The organism is Paenibacillus tyrphae, from assembly GCF_000722545.1.
GTDB classification, from domain to species: Bacteria; Bacillota; Bacilli; order Paenibacillales; family NBRC-103111; genus Paenibacillus_G; species Paenibacillus_G tyrfis.
Genome location: NZ_JNVM01000064.1, coordinates 17,644 through 34,602, shown reverse-complemented (window position 1 = coordinate 34,602; position 16,959 = coordinate 17,644). Strand labels below are relative to the sequence as shown.

General features: G+C 55.0%; 18 protein-coding genes. 12 read left to right on the top strand and 6 right to left on the bottom strand.

Going from position 1 to position 16,959, the window contains the following annotated elements:
• On the bottom strand, positions 1-118 hold a 118-nt coding region (locus ET33_RS38220), incomplete at its 3' end, for a helix-turn-helix domain-containing protein (RefSeq protein WP_327204081.1).
• A 235-nt stretch (positions 119-353) separates the two neighbouring features.
• On the opposite strand from ET33_RS38220, the gene ET33_RS34935 reads away from it, so the two are divergent.
• Both ET33_RS34935 and ilvD read left to right on the top strand, forming a co-directional pair.
• Positions 354-1,019 (top strand): GntR family transcriptional regulator, encoded by a 666-nt coding sequence (locus ET33_RS34935; protein WP_036693627.1) that lies wholly within the window; start codon positions 354-356, stop codon positions 1,017-1,019.
• 21 nt (positions 1,020-1,040) lie between these two features.
• The gene (gene ilvD, locus ET33_RS34930; protein ID WP_036693625.1) at positions 1,041-2,732 is read left to right on the top strand and encodes a dihydroxy-acid dehydratase; all 1,692 of its coding nucleotides are present in this window, start codon (positions 1,041-1,043) and stop codon (positions 2,730-2,732) included.
• Positions 2,733-2,804: 72 nt separating this feature from the next.
• Here the strand turns inward: ilvD and ET33_RS34925 are convergent, their stop codons facing one another.
• Positions 2,805-3,296: a PCYCGC motif-containing (lipo)protein gene (locus ET33_RS34925; RefSeq protein ID WP_407668139.1), complete on the bottom strand. Its 492-nt coding sequence runs from the start codon at positions 3,294-3,296 to the stop codon at positions 2,805-2,807.
• A 332-nt stretch (positions 3,297-3,628) separates the two neighbouring features.
• Between ET33_RS34925 and ET33_RS34920 the strand changes: the two genes are divergently transcribed.
• The 10 genes from ET33_RS34920 to abc-f all read left to right on the top strand — a co-directional run bounded on the left by ET33_RS34920 (position 3,629) and on the right by abc-f (position 14,150).
• Positions 3,629-3,901: an acyl carrier protein gene (locus ET33_RS34920; RefSeq protein ID WP_036693622.1), complete on the top strand. Its 273-nt coding sequence runs from the start codon at positions 3,629-3,631 to the stop codon at positions 3,899-3,901.
• A complete protein-coding gene (locus ET33_RS34915; RefSeq protein ID WP_036693620.1) occupies positions 3,888-5,258 on the top strand; it encodes a hypothetical protein in 1,371 nt (456 codons plus the stop codon). Before ET33_RS34920 ends, ET33_RS34915 begins: the two co-directional genes overlap by 14 nt.
• Positions 5,259-5,279: 21 nt before the next feature.
• On the top strand, positions 5,280-6,386 hold the full coding sequence (locus ET33_RS34910) for a hypothetical protein (RefSeq protein WP_036693618.1): 1,107 nt from the start codon (positions 5,280-5,282) through the stop codon (positions 6,384-6,386).
• A gap of 42 nt (positions 6,387-6,428) precedes the next feature.
• Entirely contained in the window at positions 6,429-7,418 is a 990-nt protein-coding gene (locus ET33_RS34905) for an ABC transporter ATP-binding protein (protein ID WP_036693615.1), read from the top strand.
• Positions 7,419-7,475: 57 nt separating this feature from the next.
• Positions 7,476-8,534, top strand: coding sequence for a hypothetical protein (locus ET33_RS34900; RefSeq protein WP_036693613.1), 1,059 nt, complete (start codon positions 7,476-7,478; stop codon positions 8,532-8,534).
• Between the two features lie 153 nt (positions 8,535-8,687).
• Entirely contained in the window at positions 8,688-9,227 is a 540-nt protein-coding gene (locus tag ET33_RS34895; protein WP_036693610.1) for a PadR family transcriptional regulator, read from the top strand.
• A 49-nt stretch (positions 9,228-9,276) separates the two neighbouring features.
• On the top strand, positions 9,277-10,425 hold the full coding sequence (locus ET33_RS34890; RefSeq protein WP_036693607.1) for an MFS transporter: 1,149 nt from the start codon (positions 9,277-9,279) through the stop codon (positions 10,423-10,425).
• Between the two features lie 29 nt (positions 10,426-10,454).
• A complete protein-coding gene (locus tag ET33_RS34885) occupies positions 10,455-11,204 on the top strand; it encodes an arylamine N-acetyltransferase family protein (RefSeq protein ID WP_036693605.1) in 750 nt (249 codons plus the stop codon).
• Positions 11,205-11,289: 85 nt separating this feature from the next.
• Complete coding sequence (locus ET33_RS34880; RefSeq protein ID WP_036693603.1) at positions 11,290-12,264, top strand: aldo/keto reductase; 975 nt, start codon at positions 11,290-11,292, stop codon at positions 12,262-12,264.
• Positions 12,265-12,554: 290 nt separating this feature from the next.
• Positions 12,555-14,150 (top strand): ribosomal protection-like ABC-F family protein, encoded by a 1,596-nt coding sequence (gene abc-f / locus ET33_RS34875; protein ID WP_036693601.1) that lies wholly within the window; start codon positions 12,555-12,557, stop codon positions 14,148-14,150.
• 63 nt (positions 14,151-14,213) lie between these two features.
• Here abc-f and ET33_RS34870 read toward each other — a convergent pair whose 3' ends face one another.
• From ET33_RS34870 to ET33_RS34855, 4 genes are all read right to left on the bottom strand, one after another.
• Positions 14,214-14,876, bottom strand: coding sequence for a DUF2306 domain-containing protein (locus ET33_RS34870; RefSeq protein ID WP_051776074.1), 663 nt, complete (start codon positions 14,874-14,876; stop codon positions 14,214-14,216).
• Between the two features lie 188 nt (positions 14,877-15,064).
• A complete protein-coding gene (gene cdaS, locus ET33_RS34865) occupies positions 15,065-15,685 on the bottom strand; it encodes a sporulation-specific diadenylate cyclase CdaS (RefSeq protein WP_036693599.1) in 621 nt (206 codons plus the stop codon).
• A gap of 152 nt (positions 15,686-15,837) precedes the next feature.
• Complete coding sequence (locus tag ET33_RS34860) at positions 15,838-16,578, bottom strand: MerR family transcriptional regulator (protein ID WP_235206901.1); 741 nt, start codon at positions 16,576-16,578, stop codon at positions 15,838-15,840.
• Positions 16,579-16,719: 141 nt separating this feature from the next.
• Positions 16,720-16,908: a YqaE/Pmp3 family membrane protein gene (locus ET33_RS34855; protein ID WP_010500852.1), complete on the bottom strand. Its 189-nt coding sequence runs from the start codon at positions 16,906-16,908 to the stop codon at positions 16,720-16,722.
• Between the last annotated feature and the right edge of the window lie 51 nt (positions 16,909-16,959).

The window sequence follows — 16,959 nt, the reverse complement described above, 5'->3', positions numbered from 1 at the left end:
TTGCACAGGTCTGGTAAGACAATCCTCTGCCTGTTTCTTGGAAGGTGTCGTTCCACCTCGCAAGGAAGTGGTTAAAGACAAAGCGAGCGCATCCAAACATCTGATGGATCAGCGTCATTTGCTCTTCTGTAGGGTAGATGCGAAAGCGAAAAGCTTTATGATGCAACATGCGAGCATTTACCTCTTTTGGTTATTTTATGACAATTATAGCACGTATGTTCGCGTTTGTACACAAGAGATGTTGATTCATCTCCCCCTTATTGAAGAGGGAGTCTTCTCAGCCTTAACGATAAATTACTTGCATAAAAGTTTTGTATGCGATATATTGCATAATAACCAAGGGAGGGATACTTATGCCGATTCCTGGCAACTTTTCGACGCCGATCCGATTGTCGGCCAAGGAACGGGCGTTGTCGGAAATTCAGCGCTGGATCATTGACGGCACACTTCACCCCGGGGAGAAGCTGCTTGACGCGGACCTGGCCGAAGCGCTGGGCGTCAGCCGCACACCGGTCCGGGAAGCGCTGCAGCTTCTTGAGGCTCAAGGGCTGGTTGAGCTTCATCCGGGGAAGGAAACCAGAGTGAAGCTCATTGAGAAGGATGACATCTTGAAGATGTACCCTACGCTTGCCTCGCTGCACGCCTTGGCTGCCGAGCAGGCCGCACCGTTTGTCCTGCCCGGACATATCGAGCAGTTGAAGGAGCTGAATGCCCGGTTCTCCGACGCGATTGCCGTAGGACAGCCGTTTCAAGCAATGGAGTGGGACGAGCAGTTCCACAATCTTATCGTGGACATTGCGGACAATCCGTATACCGCTTCGTTCGGCGCATCGCTCCAAATTCACATCCGGCGCTTCAAGTACGTGTTTCTGAAGCAGCCGGTTGCGGCGACCCAAGCCTCCGTACAGGAGCATGCGGCCGTGATCCAGGCGCTTGAGAAACGGGACCCGGAAACAGCGGCCGCCATGATGAAGCAAAATCTGTTAAGACCGATGCGTGAGCTTTACGAGCTGATCTAACAAAAGAAGGAGAGGAAGACGATGCCGGGAAAAGAAGAGTTGCGAATTCGGAGTCACGTCATCAGCGAGGGCGTCAATCGGGTGCCGAACCGGGCGATGCTGCGGGCGGTCGGTTTTCAGGACGAGGATTTCAAGAAGCCGATGATCGGGATTGCCAGCACTTGGAGCGAAGTGACGCCCTGCAATATGCACATCGACCAATTGGCAAGGGAAGCCAAGCAGGGAGTGAAAAACGCTGGCGGAGCGCCGCTGATTTTCAACACAATCACCGTGTCCGACGGTATCGCGATGGGACACGAAGGCATGCTGTTCTCGCTGCCGAGCCGGGAGATCATTGCCGATTCCATCGAGACCGTGGTTGGCGCGGAGAGATTCGACGGCGTCGTGGCGATCGGAGCCTGCGATAAGAATACGCCGGCCTGTCTCATGGCGATCGGGCGATTGAACCTGCCGGCGATCTATGTATACGGAGGAACGATCCAGCCGGGCCAGCTGGACGGGAAGCAGGTCGACATCGTCACCGCTTTCGAGGCCGTCGGGCAGTACCATGACGGAAAGATGGACGATGAGACTCTGCACCGGGTGGAATGTCATGTCTGCCCGGGCGCGGGAGCGTGCGGCGGCATGTACACCGCCAATACGATGGCTTCGGCCGTGGAAGCTTTAGGGATGAGCCTGCCCGGCTCGTCATCGACGCCGGCCATCTCTCCCGGAAAAGCGGCCGAATGCGCGGATGCCGGGAAAAAGGTGCTGGAGCTGCTCGAAAAACGGATATTTCCACGGGACATTATGACGCGAAAAGCGTTCGAGAACGCCATCACCGTCGTCATGGCGCTGGGCGGCTCCACCAATGCCTTCCTTCATCTCATCGCGATGGCTCATTCGGTTCAGGTGGATTTGACGCTGGATGATTTCGAGCGGATCCGGCAGCGCGTGCCGCATTTGGCCGATTTGAAGCCGAGCGGAGCCTATGCCATGCAGGATCTGAACGATGTAGGAGGCGTGCCGGGAGTGATGAAGCTGCTGCTGGAGCGGGGGCTGCTGCATGGCGACTGCATGACCGTAACCGGCAAAACGTTGGCCGAAAACTTGGCTGCGGCTTCTCCGCTGCATGAAGGCCAGAAGGTCATCCGCTCCTTCGACAACCCCGTCAAGCCGGACGGTCCGCTCGTTGTGTTGAAAGGGAACCTGGCTCCCGAAGGCGCGGTTGCCAAGATGTCCGGCATGAAAAAGCTGCGTTTTACAGGTCCGGCCCGCGTCTATGACAGCGAGGAAGAAGCGACGCGCGCCATCATGAACGATGAAATCCGAAAGGGCGATGTGCTCGTGATCCGGTATGTGGGCCCGAAGGGCGGACCCGGCATGCCGGAGATGCTGTCCGTAACGGCCATGATCGTCGGCAAAGGACTTCATGGAGAGGTGGCGCTGCTGACCGACGGCCGGTTCTCGGGAGGCTCCCACGGCTTCGTCGTCGGACACGTATCTCCCGAAGCGCAGGTCGGTGGCCCGATCGCTTTGCTGCGGGAGGGCGACCTCATCACCATCGACAGCGAGACGCAGCAGATTACGTTTGCCGTGTCCCCGGAAGAGCTCGAGGCCAGAGCGAGAGCTTGGAGCAAGCCGCCGTTAAAGGCTTCCAGCGGTGTGCTGGCCAAATATATAAGGCTTGTATCCTCGGCGTCCCGAGGAGCGGTTACGGATTTGGACCTGTAACCAGCAATCGCCGATGCCAAAAAACGCCGTCTGCTAATTCAAGCAGCGGCGTTTTTCTGACTTGCTTGCAAATTAGGCGGGCAGGGGAGTCGGAGTCGGCTTGGCGTAGCCTTTTTGATACTGCTTGTCGATCTGCTCGCGGATGTCTTTGGGCGATTGGCCCTGCTGCTGCCATTGCGCAGATTTGACCGCAATTTCCAGACATACGCCGCAGCGGGTGGCGTGATCGTCCCATACGACCGAGCCGTCGGAGGCGGTTTCTTTAATGAAGCAATTCATGTTGCTTTGATGTCCTGCACTCTCGGCGCAGCCGCAATAACAGGGGATATTGCGCAGCAGATCCTTCGTCTGAGCCGCGACCAAATACGCCTTCTTCATCTGCTCCGGCTGCTTGTCCAAGAAGGAGGGCAGCGTACTCAGCGAAGCCGTCTTCTCTTGCAGATCGCCGCTCGGCGTCTGATGCCGGGCTTGTGACTCCTCCACCGCCTTGGAGCCGCCGCAAGCGCTCAGCATCAGCAGAAGGGCGGTCGAAGCCAGAATTACCGTTGCACGTCGTCGAAACAATGGATTCACCTCGTCGTATTCGCTTTATTCGATCGAATTATACCATACCCGCGTATACCATGACAAAAGAGGCTTGGCCCCGAATCGAACGGGTACCGCCGCAATCATCATCGGCACCGCCAGGATCAGTTGTCGAAGATCAAGGTCTTGCGGCCTAGGCGCCCTCCACTTGCATGATCCTTTGCGCAAACATTTTTCCGCTTACCCTGAAAAATGAAATGGATTGTATCCCTCAATGGTGGAAATTTATCCCTCCCCGCCTCCGTGCCGATATGCCATAATGAAAAGGAATAAGCCTAAAGTACCTTATATGCCAAGAGGAGGGAATTGATGTGTTTGATACGATCGTCCAAATTTTGTGCCAAATTAAGGAGGACAACCCGTCGCTGCGGGAAAGGCTTACGCTTGAAACGGATTTGAACAACGATATCGGACTGGATTCGCTGCAAATGCTCAACTTTATGGTCAAGGTAGAGGAAGAGCTGAAGATTGAGATCGATTACGATGAATTCGATTATTCTCATCTTCGCTCCATCGGCACGTTTATCGACTTCTTAAACCGGTGTGCTCCGGTCGAGGGCGCTTACGAACATGCTGTCGAATAAAGCCGCCGTCGCTTTGCGCAAAACGGTCATGGGCACGTTTGACCCGGAAACGCGCTGGAGAGATCCCCTGTTGTCGATGCTGCCCCGGATTCCCGACCCGGAAAGAGACCGGATCGTTCTTTGCATGGATGAATTGCTTTTCCCGCTATGCGGGCCTGACGATATATTGGTTACCCGATGCCGGATCGATGACGCGCTGCTGGACTATTTCGATAAGCTGGGCGTCTCGTTCCATCATCGCAGCGTCGTGGACTTGACTTCGCCGGAGGCCGAAGAAGCGCTGCGCTCGCAGGATTTCGCGTCGTGCATCTTTAAGCTCGCTCCCCGGGACGGAATCCCCGGTTCCAATACGGACAAGCCGTATGTGCTTTCGCCGTACGCGGTAACCGAGGAGGCGCAAGAGTACGCGGGAAAGGTGGCTTTCGCCAACCCGCTTCCGGATTTGGCTGTGGTGAAGCGCGTGAATTCCAAGCTGTACCACCATCGGCTGCTGGAGGACACGGGACTGCACACGTACGGTACGCCGGTCATGAGCGCGGAGGAAGCGGAGCAATACGGTACCGAACTGCTGCGTACAGGTGCTTTTCTAATCAAGGACCCGTTCGGCGTTTCCGGCAAAGGCAACTTGCTGATCGAAAGCCCGTCGCTGCTGAAGCGGATCGTTTCGCACTTGCGGAAGCAAGAAGAAGCCGGTTCCCAGACGCTCTTTTTGCTCGAACCGCTCTTGCCCAAGGCGGTCGACTTCTCCAGCCAATGGCTGCTTGAGCCGGACGGCTCCCGGCAGCTGATTTCCGTGCAGCGGATGATAAACCGCCAGCAAAATTACGGGGGCTCGGTCACCGCGGAAACCGCTTTTGTGAACTTCCTCGAACAAAAAGGGTACTTCAGCATGCTTGAGGCAGCCCTGCACGAGCTGTATCTCGACGGCTATTTCGGATACGTTTGCTTCGACTCAATGATGTTGGAGGACGGGGAGCTTGTCCCTATCGTCGAGATTAACGCCCGAATGTCGATGGGGCTCATCAATGCCCATCTGGACCGGCTGCTTGGAGGCTGGAACCTCAAGGGCTGGCTTACCTATCTGTCCGTTGCTCTGCCGGATGAATTCCGCTTCGAACGGCTGCTCCAAACGCTGGAGGATGAGCAGCTGTTGTTTACCCCGCTGCGGCAAATCGGAATCATCCCGCTTTCCTCCGGTACGTTAACCGTGAACGGCGGCCCGGGCGCACGGTCGAAGGCGAAGCCGAAAGGCCGGTTGTACATGTCGGTGATCGGACAGACGGAGGAAGCCCGGGAAGAAACGCTGGAGCGGCTGAAGCAACTGCTGTATGACCTCTCGGTTACAGTATTCCATTAACGGAAGGGCAGGGAGCTGTCCATGACCAAGAACGCGATCACGCTGCTAGCCTCGGGCAATTCGCTCGGCGCCTATATTCCTGCCATTCATCTGCAGGAATGCCTTGCGCGCCAACATATCCGGGCGGAAGTGCAAGTGCTTGAAACGCTTTATCGCGAGGAGACCCGCAGCAAAATCAGCGGGTATAAAAAAGCGTTTCACAATAATTTTTCGGTCGCCTTGACCGGGCATAGGCTGGCGAAGGACATCAGCCCGAATCTCGACGATTCGGCGGTCCGCCGGCTGCATGCGCATTGGCGGCAAACGGGCTGCGCGACGTTTATCGCATTTACGGGGTTTTGGCTGCCTATTCTGGAAGCCTACAAGGAGGTTGCGGGGTTTCCCGTCCATATCGAATGGATTCATATGGATGCTTGCGACACCCCTTCGTATAAGGTTTATAAGTCGTCCTACCAAGCGTACCGTAATGTGCAGTTTTACGATCCTGAGCTGGGAAGCCCCGGCTATTTGATCGCGCCGCCAGAGGCAGAGGCCGCGTCCTTCGAGGAACGGGACGACCGGTTTCTCATTCATGGCGGCGGCTGGGGGATCGGCACCTACCGGGACAAAATCGAGCGGCTGCGGCGCAGCGGCTGCCGGCTGGATATCATCGCGTATGACGAGAGCGAAGTGCCGGAGGATGATGGGGAAACCCGCTATTTTATGGCGGACCCCGAGTGGAATCCGTGGATCAAGGACGAGGGCGGAGCGCATACCTATCCTCCGATGCTGGAGCTCGTCAGGCGGCAGGGGACGGTCGAACGGCGCAGACTGCCGGACTACGCTTCTTATTTGGAGCTCGTGCGCTTAAGCCGGGCGATTATCAGCAAGCCGGGAGGCGCTACCTTGAACGATTCGCTGGTGTACGCTACGCCGCTGCTGCTGCTTGAGGCGTTCGGATATCACGAGGAAAGCAATGCCGCCTTTTGGAAGCGGTGCGGATTCGGCATTAGCTATGACGATTGGGAGGAGGACGGGTTTCCGGCCGCGTCTTTGCGGGCCTGCCACGAACGGCTGCGAAAGCAGCGTATGACAGCCTGTCACTATGGGAGGGAATTTGATACGACCCCAAAAGAGCGTTACGTCTAATCCACTTAGCTTTCCAAAAAGATGAAGGATCAGGAGGACGCCATGGAACGGATGATCCGGGTGAGCGGACTGCACAAAACCTACGATTATTACACGAAGGAAGCGGGTCTCCGGCATTCCTTGAAAAATTTGTTTTCCCGCAAAACGTTGACGAAGGAAGCGGTCAAGTCGATTTCGTTCGAGATCGCTTCCGGAGAATGCGTCGGCTTCATCGGGCCGAACGGAGCCGGGAAGACGACGACACTGAAGATGCTTTCCGGGATTCTGCATCCGACCGGCGGGGAAGCCTCGGTGTTCGGCCATACGCCATGGGAGCGCAAAAACGAATTCAAGCGTATCTTTTCGCTGGTTATGGGGCAAAAAAATCAGCTGTGGGTCGATTTGCCCGCCATCGAATCAATCTACCTGAACAAATGCATTTACCAGATTCCGGATAACGCCTACGAGCGGATGCTTGCCGAGCTGTCGGAGATGCTGGATGCGAAGCATTTGCTGCAGGTTCAGGTCCGGCGCCTGTCGCTTGGTGAACGGATGAAGATGGAGCTGATCGCTGCGCTGATCCACAGTCCCAAGCTGTTGTTTCTGGATGAGCCGACGATCGGCCTAGATCTAATCTCTCAGAAGAAAATCCGGGAGTTTCTGACCTATTACAACGAACAATTCAACGCCACCTTGATATTGACCAGCCATTATATGAAGGATATCGAGGACGTCTGCAAGCGTACGATCGTCATTAACGAAGGCCGAATCTTGTATGACGGCGATTTTAAGAAAATCAACGAGCTGTTCAACGAAGTCAAGGTGCTGAACGTTCAATTTTCCGAGTCGGTGCCGGAAGAAAGCCTGAGGCCGCTTGGCTGCGTCACGAAGCGCGACTTGTATCACGCGGTCATCGAGCTGCCGAAGGAGCATTTGAAGCCGGTATCCCGGATGCTGCTCGACCGGTTCCCGGTTGTCGACTTCACGGTGGCGGACCTCCCGCTTGAAGAAAGCATTGCCAAGCTGTACGGCAAAGAAGTAGCCACCGGATAACCCCACAGGCGAAAACAACCGCTTCAACTCAAGAAAGGCAAGGGGGGAGTTTATACTATGAACCGGTATCAATTGCCGCTGCAGCCGCCGCCGATCAAAGGCTTCTTGCGCTGGGCGTATACGTTATCGATTACGCACAATTACGAGGAGACGCTGCCTTGGTACTATACCAATTTCATCCAAATGTCGTGCACAAAGCATTTTCTGGAGAAACGGCGGACGTTTTTTTTCGATTTTTTCCGCGGCAAGCCGAACGAGCTGAATTTCAACAACCCGTTTCTGTTGACCTGCGCCGTCAATTATGAGATGCTGTCGGGCTTTCGGCCGGATGAGCTTGTCGAGTTTATGATCGGGCGCATGAACCAAGGTTATTATGCGATCGTCTTCGTCGACGAATCGAAAATTACGGTCAGCCCTGCCTATGAGGGCGACGCTTTTCCCCATCATCTGATGCTCTCCGGGTACGACTTGAAGGAACGAACGTTCGATGTGTCGATGTTCGACTTCAATCAGGTGTATCGGACGATCAAAATACCGTTCGAGGAATTCGTAAGCGCCTGCGAATCGATGAAGCGGCTTATCGAAAGCGGGCTTGAGGCGGATCACCATACGTTTTTTTACCGGTTCAACGGGGAGCATCCTTTTGCGTTCGATCCGGTGGCGGTCGCAGATCAGCTGCGCGATTATTTGAACAGCGAAACTCATTTGAACCGGATCAACTATAACCCGGACGGCGAAGTGTTCGGTCTGGCGACGTATGAGTATCTCCAGATGTACTTCAAAGCGTCAGCGGAGCGGCATCCCTCGTTGGTGTGGCCCAATGGCGTAAGGCATCTGCATTTGCTCTGGGAGCACAAAAAGGTGATGGTCGATCGAATCCGGTACTTTACGCAGCATGGCATCATCGAGCGGGACGACGAGCTGCAGCAGTCGTTCGAAGAGCTCGCGAACAAGGCGAAGCTGATGCGCGATCAGTTGGCTATTGCGGAAATGAAGGGCGATGACCGCATTTATGCGAAGATGCCCGCCAAGCTGGAGGCGTTTAAGGAAAAAGAGCCGGAGCTGCTGGAGCGATTGTTGAAGCGCGTGGAGGCGGGACAGCCGGTAGGAACATAATCAGAAGGAAAACAGCTGCTTGCGGGCGGCTGTTTTTTCGTGCGCCGCGGTTTGGAGCGTCAGATTACATTTTTCATAGTTGAACGGGTCGTCGCTTCGACATATACTATATCGTAACGATATGTCGAAGCGATATAAAAAGAGGGGGTCACGATGTACGACTTGTTCGTTTTAGGGGAGTTGATGATCGGAGATACTCACGGCTACCAGCTTCAAGAAAGACTGAAGCGCGCCGTTGGTCCGGTCCGGCAGATCAGCTCGGGGACGCTGTATCCGCTCCTCTCCCGGCTGGTGGAACATGGCTGGATCAGCCTCCGGCTGGAGGAGCAGGAGGGCGGGAGAGCGCGAAAAATTTACAAGCTGACGGAGGCCGGAAGAGAACGGTTTTTCGAACTGATGGTCAGCCCGCTGGATTACACCGCCGAGACGGAGCTGATGTTTCATTTTAAGATGTCCAATTTTCCTTATGTCACAAAAGAGGTCCGGCTTGCGTCTTTAGAGCAGTATTTGAATTACCTTCAGCACAACCTAAAATATGTGGACTCCATAGTCCGCATGATCTCCAGCAAGAAGATGGACGAGCGGAAGCGCGCGCAAGTGCTGCGGATGCTCGATCACCGGAAGCATGTCGGGCTGGCGGATGCGGAGTGGGTCGCGAAGGAGCTGGAACGCGTGAAAGCAGCCGAGGAATAGCCGGCATCATGCAGCTTAGAATTTGACTACATCAAGGAGGAAACAAAAGATGGAGCGTCTATGGACCAAACCGTTCATTCAGCTGACGCTAGGTATGCTGTTCCTGTTCACGGGCTTCTATTTGCTGCTGCCGACGATGCCGCTGTTTATCAAGCAGTTAGGCGGCAGCGAGTCGCAGGTCGGGTTTATCGTCGGCGTATTCACGCTGTCTGCGGTCATTCTTCGCCCGATTGTCGGGGGCCTGCTGGATCGGTACGGCCGCAGGCCGTTTATCGTCTGGGGGCTGCTGCTCTTCGTCGTGGCGATGTATTCGTACAGCTGGGCAGGCGGTATCGTCGTTTTGCTTGCGCTGCGGATCGTGCACGGCATGAGCTGGGCGCTATCTACAACGGCCGTCGGGACGGCCATTACGGATGTGATTCCGCCTGCCCGGCGCGGGGAGGGGATGGGCTGGTACGGGATGGCGATGACCGTAGCTATGGCTATCGGTCCGATGCTTGGCATATGGATGATGCAAAAGCTTTCGTTCCACGGGCTTTTCCTGTACGCTACCGGCTTTGCGGCTGTGGCTCTGCTTCTGGCTCTTGGAACCCAAATACCGTTTCAGCCGAAAGCGGGCGCCGGTCGCATTCAATTGGTCGAAAAGTCGGTATTGTCCGTGACGGTGGCGATTTTCTTTCTGGCTGTTCCGTATGGAGGCATTACGACCTTCTTGCCGCTTTTTGCCGAATCGATTAAGGTGAATCCGGGGACATTTTTTCTCGTTTACGCCGTGGCGCTGACGCTGATTCGCCCTATTGCCGGGAAGCTCTCCGACCGTTACGGCGAGTCGTTTATCATTGTCCCGGCGCTTGGGACGACGATGGTGGCTTTGCTCGTATTGAGCTTTTCCAGCGGGCTTACCGGCGTGATCGTAGCGGCCGTACTGTACGGGATCGGATTCGGTTCCGCGCAGCCGGCGCTGCAAGCGGCAACGCTGCGCCTGGCGCCCGCGGACCGCAAAGGGGTGGCCAACGCTTCGTTTTTTACCGCGTTCGACCTGGGCATCGGGCTTGGGGCGATCGTGCTCGGCTGGGTTTCCCAGCATACGGGGTACCAGGCCTTGTTCACGGTTAGTGCCGTGTCGGTGGCGGTTTCGTTAATCCTGTTTGCCGTCTTCGTAAGACAGCTGCTGCGCGCCGCGGCGCCGCAGAATTGATTCCAAGCATGAGAAGTGGGGGGAATGAAATGGACGTAAGTCTTTACTTGCAGCGCATCGAAGCGGCAGAGCCGGTTCAGCTGACCTTGGATGGCTTGACGCAGCTGCAGAAGCGGCATGTGACCCGAATTCCTTTTGAAAATTTGGATATCCTGCGCGGCATTCCGATTGCGCTTCGGACCGAAGAGCTCTTCGATAAACTCGTCAATCGGCGGAGAGGAGGCGTCTGCTACGAATTAAACGGACTGTTCAGCGAGCTGCTGCACCGGATCGGGTTCGAGACCCATATGATTGCCGCAACGGTCTATCGGGGAGAAGGTCAATGGGGGACGGAAGGCTCGCATGCCACGAATCTCGTTCTTTTGGAAGGGCGACCCTCTTTGGTGGACGTCGGCTTTGGCGGCAACTCCCCACGCCGGCCGGTGCCCGTGACCGGGGAGGAGATCCGGGACGCGGACGGCTTCTATCGGATCAGACCGTACGCTGAGCTGCAGAACGGGGATGTTCTGGAGAAAAAGGAGGACCGGGATTGGGCTATCCTGTACAGGTTTAGTCTGGAGCCGAAGCAGCTTGAGGATTTTGCCGAGGTTTGCGACGTGACGCAATATGCCCCGGAATCGCCGTTCAACAAGGTTTATTTTTTGATGAAAGTGACGGAGGAAGGCCGGATAACGCTGTTCGATCATTCCTTGACCGTAGTCGACGGTCCGAATAAAACGAAAGAGACGATCGAAGCCGGCCGCATCGACGACATCTTGGAACGGTTTCTCACTTCCTAAGTCCGGCGTACCATTGCAGTCGTTCCCGCACATGACATATAATAACGACAGACTTACAAGACAAGGCAGAGGAGCGTACATACGAATGAACAAACCGATTCTATTACATAAACACGGATTTCCCGCCAGCCGGCTCGTGCTCGGCTGCATGGGGCTCGGAGGAAGCTGGGACCGGGAACCCTACACGGCGGAGCATGTCAAGCAGGCGCACGAAGCGGTCGAGGCGGCGCTCTCCGCAGGCATCAATATGTTCGATCACGCGAATATTTACACCAAAGGCAAGGCCGAGCAAGTGTTCGGTCAAGTGCTGAAGGAACGTCCAGATCTACGGGAGCGGATCATCATTCAATCCAAATGCGGCATCCGCTTCGAGGAAGAGGGAGTTCCGGGGCGGTACGATTTCTCGAAGGAGCATATTGAAGCGAGTGCCGACGGGATTTTAAGCCGCCTTGGTATCGAGACGCTGGATATTTTGCTGCTGCACCGGCCGGATCCGCTGATGGAACCGGAAGAGGTGGCGGAAGCGTTCCAGCGGCTGCACGAAAAGGGCAAGGTGAAAGCGTTCGGGGTCTCGAACATGAGCGCGGCGCAAATCCGCTTCCTGCAGTCCGCGATCCGGCAGCCGCTCATCGCGAATCAGCTGGAAATGAGCCTGCTCAAACTGGACTGGCTGGATGCAGGCGTGCATTTGAACCAGCCGCAGGGCACCGGCGTCTCGTTCCCGGAAGGGACGCTGGAATATTGCCAGATGGAGCATATCCAGATCCAGGCATGGAGCCCGCTCGCACGGGGCTTGTTCACAGGCGGCGACTTGTCGGGACAGCCGGAGTCCGTCCGGGCCACCGCCGCCTTGGTCAGCCGTATGGCCGAGCAGAAGGACGTCTCGCCTGAAGCGATCGTGCTCGCGTTTCTGCTGCGCCATCCCGCAGGCATCCAGCCGGTAATCGGCACCGTGCGCCCCGACCGCATCCGGGCTTGCGGCGAAGCGGAGCGGGTGACGTTGACGCGGGAAGAGTGGTACACGCTCTACGTCGCCTCCCGGGGCCGCAACATGCCTTAACGGGCAGTCCGCATTCCGGTGAAAATCGTTATAATCGAACGTTCCCTTGAGAGACAACTCGTTCCATGTTAAGTTGGTTTCAACATGAACGAGAGGGTGACCTTTAGGCCGATGATTTCTTAATCCTATTTCCAACAAAGCTTTCGTGAAATAATAACGAATCTTTTTCTGGATAGGATTGTCTAGGCTTTTAAGGTGACTCAAGAATCGGTCATGCCCTCGTAACCGGGCTTGCCTTGTTTTTTGTCGCACGTTGCCTCCTATCCGGAAGATGGATAGGAGGTTTTTTGATGATACGATTGGAAGCACTTCAACTGGAGAAAAGTATCGGCGACCGGCTGCTGTTCGCAGCAGATCAGCTTCGGGTGGCCGGGCAGGACCGGATCGGGATCGTAGGAAGGAACGGAGCGGGGAAGACGATTCTGCTCCAAGTGCTCGCAGGAAGAATGGAAGCGGATCAAGGCACGGTATCGGTATCGGGCACGGTAGGATATATTCCTCAGCTGCAGGAGGACGATGCCGGGAAGAGCGGCGGAGAATTGACGAGCCGGTCCATCGAAGAGGCGCTGGCCGGGAAGCCCGACCTGCTGTTTGCGGACGAACCGACGACCAATCTGGATGTGGAGCATATCGCATGGCTGGAGCGCTGCTTCGCCGATTTTCCAGGCGCCATCGTCGTCATTTCGCACGACCGTTCGTTTCTGGACCGGGTCTGCTCCCAAATCTGGGAGCTGGAGGGGCAGCGGATTACGGTCTTCAAGGGCAATTACAGCGATTATGACGCGCAGAAGCAGCTCGCCAAGCGTCGGCAGCAAGAGAAGTATGAGGAGTACGTGACCAAAAAGCAGGAGCTGGAGCGGGCCATCACCTTGAAGAAGCAGAAGGCGGTTCATATGCTCAAGCCGCCTTCGCGCATGGGAACGTCCGAATCGAGATTGTCGAAGATGCAAAAAGGGACCAAGCAAAAAGGGATGCATCAATCGATTAAAGCGATCGAAACCCGGATCGATAAGCTGGAACGGGTGGAAAAGCCTAGAGAACTGCCCCAGGTCAAGATGGATATCCCGGACGCCGCTGCTTTCCGCAGCCGGGCGGTACTCCGTGTGGAGCGGCTATCCGCTTTGGTCGATCAACGGACGTTATGGAAGAGTGCTTCGTTCCAATTGAAAGGCGGAGAAAAGGCCGCGTTGATCGGCCCGAACGGCAGCGGCAAAACGACCTTGATCCGCAAAATCATCCGTGCCGAGGAAGGCGTGCACCTCGTGCCGGGGCTGCGAATCGGCTACTTCAGTCAAAATCTGGACATTCTCTGTCCGGAAAAGTCCATTCTGGATAACGTTAAAGCAACGTCCGACCATCCCGAGCAGCTGATCCGCAGCGTTCTCGCCCGGCTGCTGTTCCGTCAAGATGACATCTACAAGCGCGTGGACGTCCTGAGCGGAGGAGAGCGGGTCAAGGTCGCGTTTGCCAAAATGTTTTGTAGTCCGATCCATATGCTCGTCATGGACGAGCCGACGAACTTTTTGGATATCGACTCGATCGAAGTGCTTGAGCAACTGCTCGTCGCCTACCCGGGAACGGTCTTGTTCGTTTCCCACGACCGCCGGTTCGTGCGTCGGATCGCGGGCAAAATTTTCGAGATCCGGAATGAATCGATTGTCACGTTCGACGGGACATATGAGGAATACGAGGAACGCCGACAACAAAAGCTAACGAATTCAAAGAAGAGCACGGACCTTGTGGATGAAGAACTGCTCCGGATCAATATGCGGCTGACGGAGCTGATCGGACGATTGAGCGTCCCTATATCGAATGCGGATAAAGCGAAGCTGGAAGCGGAGTACGAGCAACTGCTGCGCAAGCGGAAAGAGCAGAACAAGCGTTGAACAAGAGGCGCGAAGAAACGTCCCGAGGCGCAAAAATGTCACCCTCGGGACGTTTTTACCCAATCAGCGCATGGGACGGGATCTGCCGTTAAGCTGACGGTGGCTGCGCTTCCAACGCAGGCGAATGAGCGTTTTGATGAAGATAAGATTCGGAACCCAGCACAGCCAAGCTACGATTTGATAGGACGGAGCGAAGCTGCCATGGTTGAGCGTGATCAGCAGCGGAAGCCATAATCTAAGCGTAACGGCCGCGAACGTGAGCGCGTAGCTTCGCAGCATCCATTCCTTGTGCGCCTGCACGTCGTTGATCGATATTTTATGGACCGCCATAAACGTGGCGGCCATCCACAACACATCGAGCACGAAAAAGCCGTGCCCCGAGACCCATCCGCCTGTTGCATGCCAAGCCAAAAAAAGATTGACGAGACCGCTTATTGTAATGGAAAGCACATAAGTATAGCCAAGCAGCAGGTGGCGGCTTCGCCGCTTCATACCCGCGGGCTCCAGGAAAAGCTGGAACGGACCGATTACCAGCGCCAGCAAAGCCGTAACGATATGGATATACAAAGCATAAATCCATGGCTCCAGATGAAAATCGGGATTACGCAGCTTCATTTTGACGAAATCCACAGTCAGGGGGCTGTGAAAGCCGTATTTCAAGACGGCATAAGCTCCAATCGCCAACGCCAATACGATCGCAAGCGCTCTTACGATGCTCTTGCCCATCGGAAATACCTCCTCTTTAGACGATTGAATCCGTCTCCGTTCGCTTGCCCCCCGTTTACACGTTCTCCGTGCTGCCGCTTAGCGGCATCTCTTTGTAGTATATATACAAACCTTTAGACGGCCTCGGACGGAGAAGCCCTTCAAATCGGGTGCAAATTCATGGGAAAAATGGAGAGACGTTTTTTCAATTAGACGTGAGAGGGGATGGAGAAAGGATAAAGATGGCCGTTTAGACAAAAGGAGGTTTTCCCGGTCTCCTCGGATACGACGACGATTAACGCATCGGTCCGCTCCGACAGTCCGATGGCGGCGCGGTGACGGGTTCCCAGCTTTTGATTGGGGAAGGTTCGTTCGGTCAGAGGAAGAATGTTGGCGGCCGAGACGATCTGGTCGGAACGTATAAATACGGCCCCGTCATGCAATGGGCTGCCCGGAACGAAGATGGACTCCAGCAACGAACTGGTAATTTCCGCAGACAGGAGGATGCCTGGGGTGATCCAGGAATCGATGTTGTCTTCCCGCTGAATCACGATGAGGGCGCCTTGGCGCTTGAGACTCAGGTGGTTCACCGAACGGGAAATCTCTTTATACTTACTTGTATAGGGCGAGAGAAAACAGTTCAAATAATAGGTGGAAGCAAGCGCTCCCGTCTTGGAGAACCGCTTAGAAATGTGCTCGATCTCGTTAAGCAGGCACGTGTTGACCTCATCCAGACTGGAGACGATTTGTCCGATGCTGTGAAGGATTTCGGTCAATTGTTCCTTGAGCTCCTTTTTTAAAGGGGAAACGTCACAGTCCAAATGCTCCATCTGCGAATCCCATCCTTTCCATAGTTTAGCTTAACCGATCCAAAAAGCGATTATTCGAGGCATGCTCTTGCGAGGGAGGGGGAGAGGGATCGACAACGAAAAAGGGCAGCGTCGAAGTCATTCGGGAATGACTTGTGAAGCTGCCCATCGCATTATTTTCGGTTCGTATCCGCATAAACGGCCATCGCATCGCGCATAAATTTCGCCAATCCGTCTCCAAAACGGTCGATGTTTTTGGTAAAACGCTCATCATCCACATACATTTGACCTAAGCATTTGAAGGCTTCGAGCGAGTAAGAACCCATTTGGTTCAATAGATCGTACCATTCTTTAATGGCCGCCTGCGCCTCCGCGGAATCCGGCGAGCCGCTGCGAAGTTCGGCAAGCTTGGCGTAGATCCCATTCATCGTTTGGGCCACCACTTCCTGTTCGTCTTTCGACATGGAGCCAACTTTGCCGTTGGCCTTGTCGACCGCTTCATCGCCCCAGCGTTCGCGGGCTTCTTGTTCGTAAGGGTTACGGCTAAAGTCAAAGCCTTCGAATTTTTCTTTCGTTGTCATCTGAATTTCTCCTTTCGCATGTTGCATCGTTTTATCGATCGTCGCAATCATTTTATCGAGCCGGCAGCGTTTGTCGAGCAGCATGCTCCGGTGCAGCTCCAGCGCTTCCAGACGGTCAAAGGAAGGACTGTGAATCATTTCTTTGATTTTCGTTAAAGGGAAGTCGAGTTCTCTGAAAAATAAGATCTGCTGCAGCATTTCGAGATTTTCGTCGGAGTACAAGCGATATCCGGCTTCCGTAGTCCCGTCAGGGGTCAACAGCCCAATCGCATCGTAATGATGAAGTGTGCGCACACTGATGCCGACTAAATCCGCAACCTCTTTTACCTTCACGGAAGCGTCGTGACCTCCTTTCAAGCATCACTATAGAGTATAACGTAACGTTAGAGTCAACCACAAAATAGAGCCCTAAAAAACAAAAAAACACTTCCGATGAGAGAAGTGTCTTTGCGACGATCCGCTTCCTATGCATAATTACCGGTACATGTTCCGAGACATTCTTTCCATCCGTTGATCCTGCTTGCGCTCGTGAACGACCAGACAGGCATGAATGGCGCCCGGCAGCCAGAAGAACAGCGTTAGAATGAAGTTAAGAAGGGCCTGTATCGGTTTTCCGCAAAAGAGAACGGCGACAGGAGGGAGCAGTATGGCTAGAAGATACATTCGAATAACCTCCTTTTAGGTTCATTATTCTTTTATACGAGATTAGGATAT